This window comes from Luteimonas terrae (genome assembly GCF_004358165.1).
In the GTDB taxonomy this organism is placed as follows: Bacteria; Pseudomonadota; Gammaproteobacteria; order Xanthomonadales; family Xanthomonadaceae; genus Luteimonas; species Luteimonas terrae.
The window spans coordinates 88,244-106,457 of sequence record NZ_SMTG01000007.1 but is presented as its reverse complement, the minus strand read 5'-3'; the positions used below and the strand labels follow the sequence as shown (position 1 = coordinate 106,457).

At 69.6% G+C, this 18,214-nt stretch carries 15 protein-coding genes; 7 read left to right on the top strand and 8 right to left on the bottom strand.

The window, feature by feature from the left end; translation table 11 throughout:
* Positions 1–24 precede the first annotated feature (24 nt).
* The gene (locus tag E2F49_RS15000; RefSeq protein ID WP_165971255.1) at positions 25–1,164 is read left to right on the top strand and encodes a hybrid sensor histidine kinase/response regulator; all 1,140 of its coding nucleotides are present in this window, start codon (positions 25–27) and stop codon (positions 1,162–1,164) included.
* Positions 1,165–1,427: 263 nt separating this feature from the next.
* Here E2F49_RS15000 and E2F49_RS14995 read toward each other — a convergent pair whose 3' ends face one another.
* A complete protein-coding gene (locus tag E2F49_RS14995) occupies positions 1,428–1,781 on the bottom strand; it encodes a hypothetical protein (protein ID WP_055250605.1) in 354 nt (117 codons plus the stop codon).
* Positions 1,782–2,164: 383 nt separating this feature from the next.
* Positions 2,165–4,717 carry an ATP-dependent helicase HrpB gene (gene hrpB, locus E2F49_RS14990; RefSeq protein WP_133394637.1) on the bottom strand — a complete coding sequence of 851 codons (2,553 nt, stop codon included), beginning with the start codon at positions 4,715–4,717 and terminating at the stop codon, positions 2,165–2,167.
* 93 nt (positions 4,718–4,810) lie between these two features.
* Here hrpB and E2F49_RS14985 point away from each other — a divergent pair, with 93 nt between their 5' ends.
* Positions 4,811–6,586: an endonuclease gene (locus E2F49_RS14985; RefSeq protein WP_133394636.1), complete on the top strand. Its 1,776-nt coding sequence runs from the start codon at positions 4,811–4,813 to the stop codon at positions 6,584–6,586.
* A gap of 131 nt (positions 6,587–6,717) precedes the next feature.
* Positions 6,718–7,506 carry a TatD family hydrolase gene (locus E2F49_RS14980; protein WP_133394635.1) on the top strand — a complete coding sequence of 263 codons (789 nt, stop codon included), beginning with the start codon at positions 6,718–6,720 and terminating at the stop codon, positions 7,504–7,506.
* Positions 7,507–7,509: 3 nt separating this feature from the next.
* On the opposite strand, the gene E2F49_RS14975 is transcribed toward E2F49_RS14980, so the two are convergent.
* The 3 genes from E2F49_RS14975 to pyrE form a co-directional block, all read right to left on the bottom strand.
* The gene (locus tag E2F49_RS14975) at positions 7,510–8,304 is read right to left on the bottom strand and encodes an undecaprenyl-diphosphate phosphatase (protein ID WP_133394634.1); all 795 of its coding nucleotides are present in this window, start codon (positions 8,302–8,304) and stop codon (positions 7,510–7,512) included.
* A 78-nt stretch (positions 8,305–8,382) separates the two neighbouring features.
* Positions 8,383–9,033 (bottom strand): hypothetical protein, encoded by a 651-nt coding sequence (locus E2F49_RS14970; protein ID WP_133394633.1) that lies wholly within the window; start codon positions 9,031–9,033, stop codon positions 8,383–8,385.
* Positions 9,034–9,067: 34 nt separating this feature from the next.
* Entirely contained in the window at positions 9,068–9,727 is a 660-nt protein-coding gene (gene pyrE / locus E2F49_RS14965) for an orotate phosphoribosyltransferase (RefSeq protein ID WP_133394632.1), read from the bottom strand.
* Between the two features lie 103 nt (positions 9,728–9,830).
* Between pyrE and E2F49_RS14960 the strand changes: the two genes are divergently transcribed.
* Genes E2F49_RS14960 through E2F49_RS14950 form a run of 3 tightly spaced genes read left to right on the top strand, consistent with a single transcriptional unit; the run spans position 9,831 to position 12,225 of the window.
* Entirely contained in the window at positions 9,831–10,649 is an 819-nt protein-coding gene (locus E2F49_RS14960) for an exodeoxyribonuclease III (RefSeq protein WP_133394631.1), read from the top strand.
* Positions 10,646–11,968 carry an AmpG family muropeptide MFS transporter gene (locus E2F49_RS14955; RefSeq protein WP_243713621.1) on the top strand — a complete coding sequence of 441 codons (1,323 nt, stop codon included), beginning with the start codon at positions 10,646–10,648 and terminating at the stop codon, positions 11,966–11,968. Before E2F49_RS14960 ends, E2F49_RS14955 begins: the two co-directional genes overlap by 4 nt.
* Positions 11,965–12,225 (top strand): hypothetical protein, encoded by a 261-nt coding sequence (locus tag E2F49_RS14950; protein ID WP_133394630.1) that lies wholly within the window; start codon positions 11,965–11,967, stop codon positions 12,223–12,225. The genes E2F49_RS14955 and E2F49_RS14950 overlap by 4 nt, the downstream gene beginning before the upstream one ends.
* A 16-nt stretch (positions 12,226–12,241) precedes the next feature.
* On the opposite strand, the gene E2F49_RS14945 is transcribed toward E2F49_RS14950, so the two are convergent.
* Both E2F49_RS14945 and E2F49_RS14940 read right to left on the bottom strand, forming a co-directional pair.
* Positions 12,242–13,375 (bottom strand): anhydro-N-acetylmuramic acid kinase, encoded by a 1,134-nt coding sequence (locus tag E2F49_RS14945; RefSeq protein WP_133394629.1) that lies wholly within the window; start codon positions 13,373–13,375, stop codon positions 12,242–12,244.
* Positions 13,376–13,445: 70 nt separating this feature from the next.
* The gene (locus E2F49_RS14940) at positions 13,446–14,912 is read right to left on the bottom strand and encodes a M23 family metallopeptidase (protein WP_133394628.1); all 1,467 of its coding nucleotides are present in this window, start codon (positions 14,910–14,912) and stop codon (positions 13,446–13,448) included.
* 178 nt (positions 14,913–15,090) lie between these two features.
* Here E2F49_RS14940 and tyrS point away from each other — a divergent pair, with 178 nt between their 5' ends.
* Entirely contained in the window at positions 15,091–16,311 is a 1,221-nt protein-coding gene (tyrS, locus tag E2F49_RS14935; RefSeq protein ID WP_133394627.1) for a tyrosine--tRNA ligase, read from the top strand.
* 170 nt (positions 16,312–16,481) lie between these two features.
* Here the strand turns inward: tyrS and E2F49_RS14930 are convergent, their stop codons facing one another.
* On the bottom strand, positions 16,482–18,200 hold the full coding sequence (locus E2F49_RS14930; protein WP_133394626.1) for a M28 family metallopeptidase: 1,719 nt from the start codon (positions 18,198–18,200) through the stop codon (positions 16,482–16,484).
* Positions 18,201–18,214: the final 14 nt, after the last annotated feature.

Sequence of the window (18,214 nt, the reverse complement as noted above, 5' to 3'; positions counted from 1 at the left end):
CCCCGTCGGGCACTCCGGAACCCAATGCCGAACTCTGCAAACGCCAGCGGTCGCATCCTCGTCGTCGACGATCAGCCTGCGAACCTGCGCGTGGTGAGTTCGCTGCTGAGCCGCCACGGCTACGAAGTGCAGACCGCACCGGACGGCGCGGAAGCGTTGGCGATGCTCGAGGCGCGCCAGTTCGACCTGCTGCTGCTCGACATGCTGATGCCGAACATGGACGGCTTCGCGCTGCTGGGCGAGATCAAGCAGAACCCGGACCTGTTGCGCCTGCCGGTGGTGTTCCTGACCGTGGCCCAGGATCGCGAGCTGCTGCTGCGCGCCTTCGACTCGGGCGCGGTCGACTACGTCACCAAGCCCTTCATGCCCGAGGAGCTGCTGGCGCGCGTCAATGCGCACGTCGGGCTCAAGCAGACCCGCGACCGGCTCGAGCGCATCGCGCGCGAGCGCCAGGAGCTGGTCAACCTGGTCGCGCATGATCTGAAGAACCCGCTGTCGAGCATCTGGTTCGCCAGCGACATGCTGGTCAAGAACGAGACCAAGCCCGAGCGCATCCCGCGCTACCACAAGATGATCCACGAGAGCGCCGAAGACGCGCTCGGCTACATCCGCCGCTATCTCGAAACCCAGGACACCTCGCGCAAGGCCGCCGAGGCCGCGCAGGCCACCGGACTGCGCGACGTGCTGGACTGGATCGTCGCGCGTTACGCCATGCAGTTCGAGGACCGCGGCGTGCTCCTGCAGGCGCGCGCGCCCGACGTCACGCCGATGGTCGCGATCGACGGCCTGGTGCTGCGCCAGGTCGCCGAGAACCTGATCAGCAACGCCATCAAGTACGCGCCCGACAGCAACGTCGACATTTCGCTGCGCGGCGGCGGTGCCGGCTTCTGGCAGCTGCTGGTCGAGGACCGCGGGCCGGGCATCGCCCGCGACCTGCAGCACGCCCTGTTCCGCCCCTTCCAGCGCCTGGCGCACGCCGGCAAGGACGACGGCCGCTCCAGCGGCCTGGGTCTGTCGCTGGCCAAGCAGATCATCGTCGACCTCGGCGGCCAGCTCTGGTACGAGGACCGCGAAGGCGGCGGTGCACGTTTCATCATCGAGCTGCCGGAAGTCGCGTCGGACCTCGAACTGACCGCCGCGAACGACGACCCGCAGGACGCCTGAGCGTCCTGCCGCAGGGTGGGTAGCGCGCAGCGAAACCCGCCGTCGCCATGCCGCAGTCCGCGGCATCAGAAAGGGGACCAGTACTGGTCTTTCGCGAGCTGCGTCACACGACTCGACGCACTCCGGTGACGGCCGTCGTCGCGCTCCAAGCGTCCTGAGAGGGGTGACGGATCTGCAAGACATAAAAAAACGCGGGCCGAGGCCCGCGTTCCGGTCTACCTGCGCCCGGCCGCATGGCCGGCGCACGGGTCGAGTCTGGTGGTTCAGTCCTGCGAGTTCGAGTTCGCAGCCGCGCGGCGCGTGGTGCGCTTGCGGGCCGGTGCGCGGCTCGGTTCGATGCGGCGCGAGCTGCCTTCGACGGCGCCGTTTTCCTTGCGCTTCTTGTACTGGCGCGCGGCGACCCAGACGAGTCCTGCGCCGATGACCGACGCGGCGACGATCGCCGGGTTGCGGCGCAGAAAGCCGCCGGCCACACGCGTTCCCATGCGGGCCGCGCCCAAGGCGGCGCCGGTCTGCAGCCACTTCTCGGCGGAACTCGGAATCGACTGGCGCAGGCTGTCGCCCGCCTGGCCGACCAGCGACAGGGCCTTGTCGGACAGCGCTTCGAACTTGCTCATGGGAAGGACCTCGGGTGTCCGCATAGGGGATGACCGAGTCTAGTCAGCGCCTGTGGAACCCGCGTGATCGCTGCCGTTGCCGGAATCGGCCGTCAGCTGCCGTTCGGGCTCTTACCGCGGGCGCGCATCGGATACTTACGTGCCGCGTGGCTTCGCGCGATGCGTGGCGGGCGCGTTCCATGGATCCTCGGGCTGCGCCACGCATGACCCACTGTCGCAACGCGGCTGCACCGTCGCCACGGGTCCAGATCGCGACGCCTCACGTGCCCCGCGGTTTCGCGCGATGCGTGGCGGGCGCATTCCATGGATCCTCGGGCCGCGCCACGCATGACCCACCGTCGCAGCGAGGCTGCACCGTCGCCACGGGTCCAGATCGCGACGCCTCACGTGCCCCGCGGTTTCGCGCGATGCGTGGCGGGCGCATTCCATGGATCCTCGGGCCAGGGATGTTTGGGATACCGCCCCTTCATCTCCTTACGCACCTCCGGATACGTGCGTTCCCAGAAGCCGGCGAGGTCGCGCGTGACCTGCAGCGGGCGCCCGGCCGGCGACAGCAGATGGATCATCAGCGGCACGCGGCCGTCGGCGACGGTCGGCGTCGTCGTCAGGCCGAACAGTTCCTGCAGCTTGACCGCGAGCACCGGCGGCGCGGGTGTGCCGTCGGCTTCGATCGCGTACTCGATCGCACGTGCCATGCCCGAGGGCACCGTGATGCGCACCGGGGCCAGTCGGTCGAGCTGCTGGCGGCGCGTCCAGTCGAGTCCGCCCTGCAGCGCATCGGCGAACGTGTCCGCGCCCAGCGCATCGAGCCGTGTGAGCCCCGCGAACGCGGGCCGCAGCCAGGTGTCGCGCGTCGCCAGCAGGGCGTCGTCCGAGACATCGGGCAACCCGAGTTCGGGCATCCACGCGCGCACCGCCTGCACGCGCGCCTGCCACTGGCGCAGACCGTCGCGCCACGGCAGCACGGCGAGGCCCAGCACACCGACCGCATCACTCAGCGCCTGCGCAGCCTGCGCCGGATCGACGCGGCCATTGGCGCGCGCGTCGAGCACGATGCCGTCGAAGCGGCGCACGCGTTCGCCGACCAGGGCGCGTCGCTCGGCATCCCAGCGCGTTTCATCGGCATCGCTGAACCGGTCCGGCCATTGCGCGCGCAGCCGCGCTTCGTCGACCGGCGCGCCGCGCAGCAGCAGGGCGTCGCGAGCTTCGTAGCGCAGTTCGCTGGCGACGATCCAGGCCTCGCCGCGCAGGCTGCTGTCGTCGAACAGGCGTGCCATGCGGCCGTTGCTGAGCGTGTAGCGCGAGGCGTCGCGTGCATGGCGGTGGCCGATGCGATCCGGAAACGCATGTGCGAGCAGATCGCCCAGCAGATGCGCGGGTGCCGACGTCTGCGGCGATGCATCGAGCTTCAGACGTCGACGCCACTGCCGGGCCGCCGTATCGATCGCCGCGAGCGCACCGCGTTGTGCATCGGCAGGCGCGCGTCCGCTGCGGAACGCCGCCAGCGCCTGCCAACGCGCAGCCACGCCATCCGAACGCGGCGCACCCGGCAACGGCCGCAGCGGGTCACGTGCTTCCAGCAGCGCGCACAGATCGCAGGCGAGCGCGCGTTCGTCGGCGTCGTTGCCGGCCAGCAGCATCGCCGCGAGTCGCGGATGCGTGCCCAGCGCGAGCATGCGGCGCCCCGTCGGCGTGATCGCGCCACGCGCATCCAGCGCGTCGAGGCGCCGCAGCAGATCTTGCGCGGCGCCCATCGCGCCGGCCGGCGGGGTATCCGGGAATGCCAGCGCGGTGTCGCCCCAGGCCGCGAGTTCGAGCGCCAGTGCCGCCAGGTCGACCTGTGCGATCTCCGGGCGTCGCTGTGGTTCCAGGCGTTGCGATTCCGGCCACAGGCGCAGCGCGACACCCGGTGCGACACGGCCCGCGCGACCGGCGCGCTGGTCGGCCGAGGCCTGCGAGATCGCCACGGTCTCCAGACGCGAGAAGCCGCTGTTGGGATCGAACCGCGGTTCGCGCGCCTGGCCGCTGTCGACGACGATGCGCACGCCCGGCAACGTCACACTGCTTTCGGCGACGTTGGTCGCCAGCACCACGCGACGCCGGCCGTCGCCCGCGGGCTGCAGCACGTGCGTCTGCGCCTCGACCGGCAGCTCGCCGTGCAGCACCAGCAGTTCGACCTCGCCCGGCAATGTGGCGTCGAGCTGCGCGCGCGCGCGCGCGATCTCGCGTTGGCCCGGCAGGAACACCAGCGCATCGCCGGGCTGCGTGGCCAAAGCATCAAGCACGACGCGGCGGACCTGGTGCTCGAGCGTCTCGTCGCGCTTGGGCGGCACATGCGAGACCTCGACCGGATAGCTGCGGCCCGCGCTCGACAGCCGCGGCGCATCCAGCCACTGCGCGATGCGCGCGCCGTCGAGCGTCGCCGACATCACCACCAGCCGCAGGTCCTCGCGCAGGCCGGCCTGCACGTCGCGCGCAAGTGCGAGGCCAAGATCGCCGGCCAGATGACGTTCGTGGAATTCGTCGAACAGCAGCGCGCCGACATCCGAGAGTTCCGGATCGTCCTGCAGCATCCGCGTCAGGATGCCTTCGGTGACGACCTCGATCCGCGTGCGCGCGCTGATGCGCGATTCGAAGCGGATGCGGTAACCGACGGTTCCGCCGACGTCGTCGCCGAGCTGCCGCGCCATGAAGCTCGCGGCCGAACGCGCGGCCACGCGGCGCGGTTCCAGCATCACGATGCGGCGCGTGCCGAGCCAGTCCGCATCCAGCAGGGCCAGCGGCACCTGCGTGGTCTTGCCTGCACCGGGCGGCGCTTCGAGCACCAGACGCGGATGATCGGCGAGGCTGCCGAGAATCTCCGGCAACATGGGTGTGATAGGAAAAGCGGGCGATCCGGTCGGCGTCACGGCGCACAGGCTAACGACGTCACGCATTCGCGTCGATGCGTCCGTGCAAGGGTTTGCCCCGGGTGACGGTGCACCCTGGCGGCCGCCAGACTCTGCCGCTTCTCCGTCAACGGAACCACCATGCGCCCTCGCCCGCTCCGTCTTCCGCATGCCTTGCTGCTCGCCTGCGGCGTGTCCGCGTTCGCACCTGCCGCGTTCGCCGAGGTCTTCATCAACGAGCTGCACTACGACAACGCGGGCGTCGACACCGGCGAGGCGATCGAGATCGTCGCAACCGCGGGCGAGAACCTGTCGGGCTATCGCGTGTGGCTGTACAACGGCAGCAACACGCCGAACGCGGCGAAGCAGTACGGCAACCATGCGGTACCGGCGCCGCAGTCGCGCAACTGCGGCGCGAACGTCGCCATCGCCACGGTGACCTTCACGCGTGATGGTTTGCAGAACGGCCCGAACGACGGCATCGCCCTGGTCGACGGCGCCGGCAACGTGGTGCAGTTCATCAGCTACGAAGGCGTGATCACCGCGGCCGACGGGCCCGCCGCCGGTGAGACCAGCCGGAACCTGCCGGTGTCAGAAAGCGCGAACGCGCCGGTCGGCACGTCGCTGCAGCTGACCGGCAGCGGCAGCACGTCCGCCGATTTCCAGTGGGCGCCGTCGTCGACGCAGACCTTCGGCGCCTGCAACACCGGCCAGACCTTCGGCGGCAGTGGCGGTGGCGGCGACACCACGCCGCCATCGGTCACCGCGACCACGCCGGTCAGCGGTGCCAGCGATTTCCCCGCCGCCGGCGACCTGTCGGTGAGATTCAGCGAGCCGGTCACGCTGGCCAGCGGCGCGTTCGCCCTGCAATGCGCGAATTCGGGCGCGGTGTCACTCGACCACGCGAACAGCGGCAGCACCTTCGCCATCGGCACCGGCACCGCGCTGCATGCCGGCGAGGCCTGCACGCTGACGGTGCGTGCGGCCTCGGTCAGCGATGCCGACGGTCTGTCGCCCGGCGCCGACACCACCGTCGCGTTCCACGTCGCCGGCGGCACGGGCGGCGGCAGCGACGGCTATTACGCGCGCGTCAACACCAGCAGCCCGGCGCAGCTGCGCTGCTCGCTGCATCAGACGATCCGCGGTCATACCTCGTATCCCTACAGCGGCACCGGCACCAGCACCTGGACCATCCTCGAAATCGCCGACGAGGATCCCAACGACAGCGGCAGGATCCTCGATGCCTACCGCAACCGCAGCTACGCCAAGGGCAGCAGTCGCGCGGGCACCGGCAGCGGTCTGACCTACAACCGCGAACACACCTGGCCCAAGTCGCTCGGCTTCCCGTCCACCAGTGGCGACAAGGGGCTGCCGAACGCGCCGCATACCGATGCGCACATGCTCTATCTCACCGATTCGGACCACAACTCCGCACGCGGCAACAAGCCGCTGGCGAACTGCAGCAGCGCCGCCAACTGCAGCGAGCGCGTGACCGAGTCGAACAACGGTGTCGGCGGTGGCAGCGGTCTGTTCCCGGGCAATTCGAACTGGAGCGGCTCGAACGGCTTCCAGGTCTGGGGCCATCGCAAGGGCGACATCGCGCGTGCGGTGCTGTACATGGCGATCCGCTACGAAGGTGGCGCACATCCGACCACCGGCCAGTCCGAGCCGGATCTCGAACTGACCGACGATGCCAGTCGCATTGTCTCGACCTCGGCATCGCCGGCTTACATGGGCTTGCTGTCGACGCTGCTCGAATGGCACCAGGCCGACCCGCCGGATGCGCGCGAGCAGGCGCGCAACGAAGTGGTCTTCAGCTTCCAGGGCAACCGCAATCCCTTCATCGACCATCCCGAGTGGGCCTCGCGCGCGCTGTTCGAGAGCACCGCACCGGCGAGCTGCCAGCTGTTGAACTGAGCCGGGCGCAGGATGCCCTTTGCGCGCACGCGTGGCGGTTGAACCCCTCCCCCCGCGCGCGGGGGAGGGCTTCGCAGCAGCAGCGGGTCCGCTGACTACAATGCACCCCCCCACGTTGCCCGCATTTCCCCATGCAGCTGATCGACATCGGCGTCAATCTCACCCACGACAGTTTCGACCACGATCGCGACGCGGTGCTGCAGCGCGCGCGCAACGCCGGCGTGACACGCATGGTGATCACCGGCGCCAGCCGCGAACATTCGCCCAAGGCGCTCGAGCTGGCGCAGGCGCATCCCGGGTTTCTCTATGCGACCGCAGGCGTGCATCCGCATCACGCGCTCGAATACACCGACGAGTGCGACGCCGAGATGCGCGCGCTGCTGGCGCATCCGGAAGTCGTCGCAGTCGGCGAGTGCGGGCTCGACTACTTCCGTGATTTCTCGCCGCGCCCCGCGCAGCGCAAGGCCTTCGAGCGGCAGCTGCAGATCGCGGTCGAGACCGGCAAGCCGCTGTTCCTGCACCAGCGCGATGCGCACGACGACTTCGTCGCGATCATGCGCGAGTTCGAAGGGAAGATCGGCCCGGCGATCGTGCACTGCTTCACCGCAGACAAGCGCGAGCTGTTCGATTGCCTCGACCGCGACTGGCACATCGGCATCACCGGCTGGCTGTGCGACGAGCGCCGCGGCCAGCATCTGCGCGAGTTGGTGCCCAGCATTCCAGCCCACCGGTTGATGGTCGAGACCGACGCGCCCTATCTGCTGCCGCGCACGCTCAAGCCCAGCCCGAAGGATCGCCGCAACGAGCCGGCGTTCCTGCCGCACATCGTCGAGGAACTGGCGCGCGATCGCAGCGAGGACGTCGCGGTCACTGCCGAGGCGACGACGGCGACGGCGGCGGCGTTCTTCCGCCTGCCGTAGACCTCAGAAACCCGACGGCATCAACAGCAGCAAGCCCGCACCCAGCGCGATGCGATAGAGCGCAAAGCCGGTGAAGCGGTGGCGCTTGATGTACCCCAGCAGCCACTTCACCACGATGAAGCCGGTGACCATCGCGGCGATGAAGGCGATCGCGACATCGCCCCAGGCTTCCCCGCCCAGGCCCTGGTCCATCCACAGTTCCAGGAACGCATAGGCGCTGGCGGCGAACATCGTCGGAATGCCGACCAGGAACGCGAACTCGGCCGCGGCCGAGCGCCGGCTCAGGCCCAGCAGCATCGCCAGGAAGATCGTCGTCGCCGAACGCGAGGTGCCGGGAAACACGCCGGCCACCACCTGCGCCAGACCGACCGCGATGGCCACCGTCCATGTCACGTGCGCGTTGTCGCCGCGCTTCTCGGCGAAGTACTCGGCCACCAGCATCCAGATGCCGCCGATGATCAGCGCCCAGGCGACCGGCGTGACCGTCTCCGGCAGTTCCCAGCCCGCCATGCGCACCGGCAGGCCGACCAGCGCGGTCACCGCGAATGCGACGAACAGCTTGGCCGAATAGTCGCGGTGTTCGCGATTGCCCAGACCCGTCGTCAGCTGCCAGATGCGCTGGCGGAACACCAGCAGCGTGGCGAGAATCGCGCCGGCCTGGATGACGATGTTGAAGAAGTCCGAACGCGCGCCGAGCCAGTGCTGGGCGATCAGCAGGTGACCGGTGCTGGAAACGGGCAGGAATTCGGTCAGCCCCTCGATGATGCCGAGGAGCAGGGCGGAAATCGGATCGGACACGGGCGGCTACGCGAAGCGGGGGCAAGCCGACGAGGATACCGGCGCCGCTACCCCCGCGAAACGGTCGGAATGTAACCGTCAGTCGCGATTCGCGGCCGTGGGCTGCTTGAGCTCGCGATAGCGCAGCAGCGCCGCCTGCAGATCGCCGCCCAGCGCGGCCTGTTCGCCGAGCTGCTGGTCGCGGATCGCCAGCTGCCGCTGCAGGTCGCCGTGCTGGCTGCGGATGCTGTCCATCAGCGGCTTGGCCACCGGCTGGCCGGCCAGTTCGCGCTCGCCGGCCTGGCGCAGCAGCGCCAGCAGGCTGGTGCGCAGGTTGTCGATGCCCATGGCCGAGGTCTTGAGCGCTTCCTCGACCAGCACGATGCGCTCGCCGTAGGCGCGACGCAGGTCGGCTTCGGTCGCGTAGGACTCGACCATCGCCAGTTCCTGGCGCTTGCGGGTGGCTTCGGCCTCGGCATCGCGCTTGGCCTGCAGCGCGGCGGCGTCGAGCGCGCTGCGCTCGTCGGCGGTCAGCGCGCGGCTGACGTGCGCGGTCGCCATGCCGCTGCGGCTGCTGATCTCGGTGCGCTCGGCATCGACCGCGGAGGCCGGCAGCGCGTCGCCGCAGACGCGGCGGCCGCCCTCGTTCCAGCAGTAGATCTTGCGGTCGGCGCCCGGCTGCTGCGCCAGCGCGCCGCAGGCGACGCCGGCCAGCAACAGGCCCAGGGCCAGTCGATTCGGAATGTGCATGACGTCCGTCCCCCTGAACGGCCGAAGTGCGGCATCAGCTTGTCGGTTCGCTGCCATGTCGGGCCCGGTAGGCGAGCAGGCGGTCGCGTTCGGCTGCCAGTGTCGCGTGTTGGCCGGCGAATGCAAGCAGGTCGGACAGCGCGGCGATCGCCACGACCGGCACGCCCTGTTCGCGCGCGACACGCTGCGCCGCGGACTCGACGCTGTCGTCGGCCACGCGTTCCTGGCGGTCCAGCGCGATGACGATGCCCGATACCGTGCCACCGCCTTCGGCGATCTGGCCCAGCGCCTCGCGGATCGCGGTGCCGGCGGTGATCACGTCGTCGACGATCAGCACCCGCTTGCCGGCCAGCGGCGCGCCGATCAGCACTCCGCCCTCGCCGTGCGCCTTGGCTTCCTTGCGGTTGAACGCCACCGGCAGGTCGCGGCCGCGGCGCGCGTACTCGCAGGCCAGCGCGGTCGCCAGCGGAATGCCCTTGTAGGCCGGGCCGAACAGCAGGTCGAACTCGACCCCGGCCGCGTCCAGCGCATCGGCGTAGCAGCCGGCCAGTGTCGCAATCGCCGCGCCGGTGTCGAAGCGCCCGGCGTTGAAGAAATACGGGCTGATGCGGCCGGACTTGAGCGTGAACTCGCCGAAGCGCAGCGCATCGGCGTCGAGCGCCAGCTGCAGGAAACGGGTGCGGTGGTCGGACATGGCGTTCGGAGGCGCGGCGCGGGGCGCACAGCATAGCGGTTCCGTCAGGTGCGGCCCGGACGCTTGCGTTACGCTTTTCGCAGTTCCCGCACCACGGATCCCCATGCGCATCATCAGCTTCAACGCCAACGGCGTGCGGTCCGCCGCGAAGAAGGGTTTCTTCGACTGGTTCGTCCAGCAGGACGCCGACGTGCTGTGCATGCAGGAGACCAAGGCGCAGGAACACCAGCTGATCGCCGACGGCGGCCTGCACGGCGATTTCCTGCCCGCCGGCTACAAAGCCTGGTTCCGCGATGCGACCACAAAGAAGGGCTACAGCGGCGTGGCGATCTACGCCAGGCGCGAGCCCGACGAAGTCCGCACCGCGCTGGGCTGGGCCCCGTTCGACGACGAAGGGCGCTACATCGAGGTGCGTTTCGGAAACTTGAGCGTGGTGTCGTTCTACATTCCGTCCGGTTCCTCTGGCGATCTGCGCCAGGGCTTCAAGTTCGAGGTCATGGACTGGCTCAAGCCCATCCTCGACGAATGGCTGGCCAGCGGCCGCGATTACGTACTGTGCGGCGACTGGAACATCGTGCGCTCCAGGCACGACATCAGGAACTGGAGCAGCAACCAGAAGAACTCCGGCTGCACGCCGCCCGAGCGCGCATGGCTTAACGGCATGATCGGCGACGCCTGCGGCGACGGCCTGGTCGAGCCGCCGGCGACCGGTTGGCTCGACGCGCTGCGCGTGCTGCGCACCGAGGCGCCCGAGTACACCTGGTGGAGCAACCGCGGCGCCGCCCGCGCCAACAACGTGGGGTGGCGCATCGACTACCAGTTCATCACCCCGTCGCTGCGCGACCGGGTCGAGGCCTGCGCGGTGCACGCCGAGCCGCGCTTCTCCGATCACGCACCGCTGGTCGTGGATTACCGCGCATGAGCGAGGCCGTTGCCACGACACCCGCCGGCAAGCCCTCGATCTGGCGGGCGTTCACCCAGCCCGCGGCGTGGACGATGTTCTTCTTCGGCTTCGCGTCGGGCCTGCCGTTCCTGCTGGTCGCCGGCACGCTGGCCTACTGGCTGCGCGAAGGCGGGATCGAGCTGCGCGAGATCACGATGATCGCCAGCGCCGGCATGGCGTATTCGTTCAAGTTCCTGTGGGCGCCACTGGTCGACCGCTGGCGGCTGCCGCTACTCGGACGTCTGGGCCAGCGGCGTGGCTGGCTGCTGCTGGCGATGGTCGCGGTGATGGTCGGTCTGATCGCGATGGCGGCGGTCGGTACGGGGCCGCTGGCGCTGTTCGTCGGCTTCACGCTGCTGGTCGCGTTCTCCGGCGCCACGCTCGACATCGCGGTGGATGCCTACCGCGTCGAGATCGCGCCGAAGAACGCGCAGGGCGCGCTGGTCGCGACCTACTCGCTGGGGTATCGCATCGCGCTGATCGTCACCGGCGCGCTGGCGCTGGTGCTGGCCGACCACGTCGCCTGGCCGGTCGTCTACCAGGCCATGGCGGCCTGCATGCTGGTGCCCATCGTGACCGTGTTCGTCGCGCGCGAGCCGGACGTGGTGCGCACGCGCGTGCAGAACTGGGCGCAGGGCCTGCGCGAAGGCGTGGTCGAACCCTTCGCCGATTTCTTCCGCCGCTTCGGCGGCAAGGTCGCGCTGGGCATCCTGCTCTTCATCCTGGCGATGAAGGCCTCGGACCAGGCGCTGATCGGCGGCATCATCGGCCCGTTCTATCTGGACCAGGGCTTCACCAAGACCGAGATCGCCGCGGTCACCAAGGTCTACGGCATCTGGATCGGCATCGCCGGTGCGTTCATCGGCGGCATCGCGGTCGCGCGCTGGGGCATCCAGTGGCCGCTGTTCGTGGCCATCGTGCTCGGCGCGGTCAGCAATCTGCTGTACGTGACGCTGATCGGCGCCGATGGCGACCTGACCCGCCTGACGATCGTGATCTCCGGCGAGAACCTCGCCCAGGGCTTCCTCGGGACGGTCGCGGTGGCCTATCTGTCGGCGCTGGTGAACCAGCGCTACACCGCCACCCAGTACGCGCTGTTCTCGTCGCTGATCATGCTGCCGGGCAAGGTGCTCGGATTCTTCTCCGGGCAGATCGTGGAGGCCACCGACGGCTACGCGGCCTATTTCGTGATCACCGCCGTGGTCGCGGTGCCCGCACTTGTGCTCTTCTTCTGGCTCAAGCCTCGGGTGCGCCTGGACAACGGCGACGCGCCCGCCACGGGAGACGCCACGGAATGACCGAAATCGTACTCAGGGACCTCGACCCGGCCTTGCTCGAGCGCATCGCTGGCTACGCCGATTCCCAGGGCTGGGGCCAGGCGCGCACGCTGCGGTTCCTGATCGAACAGGGCCTGCGGGCGAGCGTCGGCGACGAGCGCTCGACCTTCGATGCGACCGAGGACGGCGTGCTGGCCGCGGCGATCGGCGCGCTGGAGCAGATTCCCGACGACACCTTTGCGCTGATCGGGCGCGGTGCGGTGGCGCAGCCCGCTTAGTCCATCCCGGCCTGCCTCAGGCCGGATGCACGACACCCAGCACGCGTGGACCCGACGCGCCGGTGACCGACGGCAGATTGCCCGGTCGGCCGAGCAGGGTCTGACGCGCCAGCCACGCGAAGCCCATCGCCTCGACATGGTCGGGATCGAGGCCGTGCGCCGCGCTCGATTCCACGGTCACGCCCGGTAGCGCCTCCGCCAGCGCCTGCATCAGCGCGGCGTTGTGCACGCCGCCCCCGCAGCCGATGACGCGCGTGGTCGCAGGCTGCGTTGCGCGCAGCGCATCGGCGATCGTCGTCGCGCTCAGTGCGAGCAGGGTCGCCTGCACGTCGGCGACCGATTCGTGGCCGCGCAATGCGGCGTCCACCCAGTCGAGATGGAACTGGTCGCGGCCGCTGGATTTCGGCGGCGGCAGGGCGAACCACGGCTCGCCCTGCAGGCGCTGCAGCAGTGCCGCATCCACCCTGCCCGACCGCGCCAGCGCGCCGTCGCGATCGAACGCTTCGCCGGTGTGGCGCAGGCACCATGCGTCCATCAGACCGTTAGCTGGCCCGGTGTCGAAGCCGCGCACCGCGCCGCCATCGCCCGGCAGCAAGGTGAAATTGGCGATGCCGCCGAGATTGAGCACCGCGCGGTCCTCGCCGGGCGCACGCAGCAGCGCGGCGTGCAGGGCCGGCAGCAGCGGCGCGCCGTGACCGCCGGCCGCGACGTCGCGGCGCCGGAAGTCGGCGACGGTCGCCACACCGGTGCGTTCGGCGATGCGCGCGCCGTCACCGAGCTGCAGCGTGAAGGGTGCGCGGCCATCGCCGTCGCGGCCGTGGGGACGATGCCGCAAGGTCTGCCCGTGCGATCCGATCGCGGCGATGTCGGCCGGGGTGAGCCCGGCATCGGTGATCGCCGCCAGCGCCGCATCGGCGAAGGCATCGGCGATCTGCACATCGAGTTCGCCGACATCGTCCAGCGTCAGCACGGCGGCCTGCTGGCCGAGCGCGACCAGCCGCGCACGCAACGCGGCGTCCCAGGGATACGTGCGGCCGAAACGCAGCTGCGCATCCAGACCGCCGTCGGCACGATCGTCGAAACGCACGATCGCCGCGTCGATGCCGTCGGCACTGGTGCCCGAGATCAGGCCGAGAAACAGGTCGGGCATCGAGGTGGGTGCGTGGAAATCGGAAGGGAGAAACGAAACGCCCGGCGCTGGGCCGGGCGTCGTCTGCGAATCAGCCGCGGCCGTTGCCGCCGCGGGATGCACTCGCGACCTGACGGTCGGGATCGGGACGCGCCGGCAGGTCGGCGTAGATCACGTCCTCGACCTCGCGGATGCGCGCCAGGGCCGGGCCGGTCTGCTGACGGAACTGCGCCAGCGCGCGGCCGGACAGCGGATCGGGTTCGGGCATCGTGTGCTGCAGCGGGTTGCGGTGCACGCCGTTGACGCGGAATTCGTAGTGCAGGTGCGGGCCGGTCGACATGCCGGTGGTGCCGACGTAGCCGATGATCGTGCCCTGCGCGATGCGCTGGCCCTGCCGAACGTTGCCGAAGCGCGACATGTGCGCGTACAGCGTGGTGTGGCCGCGGCCGTGGTCGAGCACCACGGTGTTGCCGTAGCCGCCCTGCACGCCGCGGAACTGCACGCGCGCATCGCCGGCGGCCATGATCGGCGTGCCGGTCGGCGCCGCGTAGTCGACGCCCTTGTGCATGCGCGAGGTGCCCAGCACCGGGTGGCGCCGGTTGCCGAACCGCGAGCTCAGGCGCGCGTACTGGATCGGCATGCGGATGAAGCTCTTCTTGAGCGGGCGACCGTCGGCGTTGTAGTACTCGGCCTTGCCGTCCTGCTCGTAGCGGAATGCGCTGAAGGGCTTGCCCTTCGCGGTGAACACCGCCGCCTGCACCGGGCCGCTGCGGATCAGCTCGCCTTCGCGCCAAGTCTGCTCCACCACGACGCTGAAACGGTCGTTCTGGGTGACGTCGGTGTTGAAGTCGATGTCGTACTTGAAGACTTCGTCGGTCAGCGTGTTGATGTTCGCGCCCGACAGACCGAGCTGGCGTGCCGAGTGGAACAGCGAGCGGCCGACCTTGCCGCTGATGACGACGTTGCGGATCTCGACCGGACGCTCGATGACCTGTTCGGTGATCGCGTCGCCCGACACGGTGAGTTCGACGCGCTCGGTGTCGCTGCGGTCGTAGCGCAGCTTCTTGAGACTGCCGTCCTGCGCCAGATCGAAGCCCAGCTCGGTGCCCGGACGCATGCGGGTCAGCTTGGCCTTGGCATCGGGCTGCTCAAGGATGCGGTGCATCGTCGAGGCCGGCACGTCCATCTCCGAGAAGATCGAGCCCAGCGTCTGGCCGCGTTCGACGGTGACCAGCTGCCAGTTGTCGTGCGCGCGCTGCGCGGTGCGCTGGGCGGCGGTCAGCGGCGGCAGCGCCAGCGACATGGTGACCACGTCGTGCTGCGGCGCATCCTCGCCCTGCATCGCCTGCGAGAAGCCGGGGACCAGCGCCACGACCAGCACGCCGAGCGTGGCGAACAGGCTGGCATGCGCCCAGTCGCGACGGGTCCAGCGGCCGGGGTACAGACGCAGGCGCGAGGCCTGTTCCTGTGCCGTGTTCCGGGCCGCGGCCTGCAGGTTGTCGTGGAGCACCTGCTGGTGGTGCGCGTCGCCGGAAGGCGGCGGGACAGGAGTCGTCATCGTGGTCGGGTCCGGATGGCGTGAACGGCGTGTCAGCGGGGTACCATAGAGACGTGAGGTCTATGCGTCAAATGCCTGACGGTGCTGGAATTTTTGCCACATTCACCGCATAACGAAGCCTTAACCACACGATCCCGTATTCACGTTTTCCCTACACGGTCCTGGAGTCCGAATCGCGATGTCCCCGCAGCCTGCCCCTTCCGCGCCCATTGACCTCATCGCCCGCGGTACCGATGAAATCCTCAAGCGCGACGACCTGGCGGCCAAGCTCGCACTCGGCCGTCCGCTGCGCATCAAGGCCGGCTTCGACCCCACGGCGCCGGACCTGCATCTCGGCCACACGGTGCTGCTCAACAAGCTGCGCCAGTTCCAGGACCTCGGCCACCAGGTGATCTTCCTGATCGGCGACTTCACGGGGATGATCGGCGACCCGTCGGGCAAGAGCGCGACCCGCAAGTCGCTGAGCCGCGAGGACGTGCTGGCCAACGCCGAGACCTACAAGGCGCAGGTCTTCAAGGTGCTGGACGAGGCGAAGACCGAGGTCCGCTTCAATTCCGAGTGGTTCGGCACGATGGGCGCGGCCGACATGATCCGCCTGGCATCCTCGCACACGGTGGCGCGGATGCTTGAGCGCGACGATTTCGCCAAGCGCTACGCCGGTCAGCAGCCGATCGCGATCCACGAGTTCCTCTACCCGCTGGTGCAGGGCTACGACTCGGTCGCGCTGCAGGCCGACGTCGAATGCGGCGGTACCGACCAGAAGTTCAACCTGCTGATGGGCCGCGGCCTGCAGGAAAGCCACGGACAGCCGGCCCAGGTCGTGCTGACGATGCCGCTGCTGGTCGGGCTCGACGGCGTCAACAAAATGGGCAAGTCGCTCGGCAACTACATCGGCGTGACCGAGCCGGCGATCGACATGGTCAACAAGACCATGAAGATCGGCGACGCGCTGATGTGGGACTGGATCGAGCTGCTGAGTTTCGAGATCGGCATCGACGAGGCGAAGGCGTTGAAGGCCGAGGTTGAGGCGGGCACCTTGAACCCGCGCGACGTGAAGCTGCGCTTGGCGCGCGAGATCGCCACGCGTTTCCACGACGCCGACGCAGCCGCGACCGCGATCGCCGGCTGGCAGGTTGCGATCAGCGGCGAGGGCGATGTTTCGCTGCTGCCGCTGCAGGACGTGACCGTGCCGGCCGAAGGCCTGCGTATCGCCGCGCTGCTGACCGCGGCCGGCATCACGCCCAGCAACTCGGAAGCCAACCGCAAGCTCAAGGAGCGTGCGGTCAAGGTGGATGGTGTGGTGGTCGAAGACGCCGGCACCGAGTTCAAGCCCGGCTACGAGGGCGTGCTGCAGGTCGGCAAGCGCAATTTCGCGCGGGTGCGGCTGGTCGCGGGCTGAGGCTCTTCTCCTTCCCCCGCGTTGCGGGGGAAGGCCGGGATGGGGCAAACGGTCCGGTTGCAGGAATCTCCGGCATCTCAGGTGACGCTGGCGCGCGAATCACGCGTTTCGCGGACTGACAGATCGCCCCCACCCAACCCTCCCCCGTACACGGGGGAGGGCTTCAAGCATCACTTCGCAGGCGTCGCCCGCGCCGCATCGCTCGTCACCCGGCGCGCGCTGAACTCGCTGTCCGCGTCCCACGCCGGCCAGCCGTCGCCATTGGCGAGCATCTCGGCGAGGCGATAGACCGTACGCGTGTCGGCGGTCGGGCCTGCCATGTCCCACGTGTCGTCGAACTCGTCGCCCGGCTGGTGGTAGCGCTTGGAGAAGTAGTCGGCACGCGCGGCGGTGCCGCCTTCGACGCCGCCGTCGAGCTGGTCCATGCCGGGACCGATGGTGATCGCCGGCACGCCGGCCTGCGCGAACGCGAAATGGTCGGCGCGATAGAACAGACCGGCTTCGAGGTTCGGATCCGGCGACGACGTGCGGCCATCGACCGCCGCGGCCGTCGCGAGGTCGCGTTCCAGCGACACGCGTCCTTTGCCCCAGGACGAGATGTCGCGGGTCTCGCCGTCCGGACTCCACATTTCCATGTTGAGCACCGCAGCAGTGGTTTCCAGCGGGCGCAGCGGGTTGGCCGCATAGTAGGTCGCGCCGAGCAGGCCGTTCTCTTCCGCCGTCAGCGCGATGAACTGCAGCGTGCGGGCGGGACGCGGACCGGCGGCGAACACGCGGGCGAGTTCGATCATCGAAGCGATCGCGGTGGCGTTGTCGACGGCGCCGTTGATGATCGCGTCGCCGCTGTCGTCCGGCTGGCCGATGCCGAAGCTGTCCCAGTGGCCCGACAGCACCACCGTTTCGTCCGGGCGCGATGCGCCGGGCAGCACGCCGACGACGTTGTGGCTGGTCACGCGGTCGCGCGAGACCTTGAACGCGATGTCGAGCGTCGCGTCGCCCAGCGCGCCGCCTTCGAAGCCCTGCGTCTGCGCGCGGCGCTTCTCGGCGTCGAAGTCCAGGCCGGCGTCGGCGAACAGCTGCTCGGCGACTTCGCGGGTCATCCAGCCACGCATCGGCAGGTGATGCGCCTCGGCATTGTCGCGAACGATGTCGTATTGCGGGCCGGCGCGTCCGTTGCGCACGGTCGCCCACGGATACGACGCCGGTGCGGTCTCGTGCACGATCAGCACGCCGGCGGCGCCGCGCCTGGCGGCCTCCTCGTACTTGTAGGTCCAGCGGCCGTACCAGGTCAGCGCGCGACCGCCGAACTTGCCCGGCGCGTCGCTCTCGAAATCCGGATCGTTGATCAGCACCACGACCACCTTGCCCGCGACGTCGAGACCGGCGTAGTCGTCCCAGTCGAGTTCCGGTGCGGTGATGCCGTAGCCGGCGAACACCAGTGGCACGCCGGACAGGTCGACGCCCGTGCCGGGACGCAGGGTTTCGACCGCGATCTCGTCGCCGTTGGCCAGCGCGCGCGTCGTGCCGCCGACGTGCAGCGCGGCGGTCACCGGGCCGTCGATGACGCTGCGCTCCAGCGTGACCGCCTGGGTCCAGCCGCCGGCGTCGCCGCCCGGTTCCAGGCCGGCGGCCGCGAACTGTTCGCTGATGTAGGCGACGGTCTTGCGCTCACCTTCGGTGGTCGGCGCGCGGCCTTCGAAGTCATCGGAGGCCAGCACCGAGAGGTGCCGGGCGAGGTTGTCGGCCTGGACGCCGCCGCCGGGAATCTCCGGTGTCGCCGATGCGGCCGCGGGCACTCCGGCGGCACCGGTCGCGGCGGGCGTCGACGGCTGGCAGGCCGCGAGAATCAGCACGCAGGCGAGGGCGGTCAGGCGGCGCGGTCGTGACATCGGCAGGTCCATGA

Bases quoted from the DNA above. Each gene is read 5' to 3' on its own strand.
- E2F49_RS15000 (WP_165971255.1), top strand. From the start codon at position 25: ATGCCGAACTCTGCAAACGCCAGCGGTCGCATCCTCGTCGTCGACGAT.
- E2F49_RS14995 (WP_055250605.1), bottom strand. From the start codon at position 1,781: ATGAGCAAGTTCGAAGCGCTGTCCGACAAGGCCCTGTCGCTGGTCGGC.
- hrpB (WP_133394637.1), bottom strand. From the start codon at position 4,717: ATGCGTGACGTCGTTAGCCTGTGCGCCGTGACGCCGACCGGATCGCCC.
- E2F49_RS14985 (WP_133394636.1), top strand. From the start codon at position 4,811: ATGCGCCCTCGCCCGCTCCGTCTTCCGCATGCCTTGCTGCTCGCCTGC.
- E2F49_RS14980 (WP_133394635.1), top strand. From the start codon at position 6,718: ATGCAGCTGATCGACATCGGCGTCAATCTCACCCACGACAGTTTCGAC.
- E2F49_RS14970 (WP_133394633.1), bottom strand. From the start codon at position 9,033: ATGCACATTCCGAATCGACTGGCCCTGGGCCTGTTGCTGGCCGGCGTC.
- pyrE (WP_133394632.1), bottom strand. From the start codon at position 9,727: ATGTCCGACCACCGCACCCGTTTCCTGCAGCTGGCGCTCGACGCCGAT.
- E2F49_RS14960 (WP_133394631.1), top strand. From the start codon at position 9,831: ATGCGCATCATCAGCTTCAACGCCAACGGCGTGCGGTCCGCCGCGAAG.
- E2F49_RS14955 (WP_243713621.1), top strand. From the start codon at position 10,646: ATGAGCGAGGCCGTTGCCACGACACCCGCCGGCAAGCCCTCGATCTGG.
- E2F49_RS14950 (WP_133394630.1), top strand. From the start codon at position 11,965: ATGACCGAAATCGTACTCAGGGACCTCGACCCGGCCTTGCTCGAGCGC.
- E2F49_RS14945 (WP_133394629.1), bottom strand. From the start codon at position 13,375: ATGCCCGACCTGTTTCTCGGCCTGATCTCGGGCACCAGTGCCGACGGC.
- E2F49_RS14940 (WP_133394628.1), bottom strand. From the start codon at position 14,912: ATGACGACTCCTGTCCCGCCGCCTTCCGGCGACGCGCACCACCAGCAG.
- tyrS (WP_133394627.1), top strand. From the start codon at position 15,091: ATGTCCCCGCAGCCTGCCCCTTCCGCGCCCATTGACCTCATCGCCCGC.
- E2F49_RS14930 (WP_133394626.1), bottom strand. From the start codon at position 18,200: ATGTCACGACCGCGCCGCCTGACCGCCCTCGCCTGCGTGCTGATTCTC.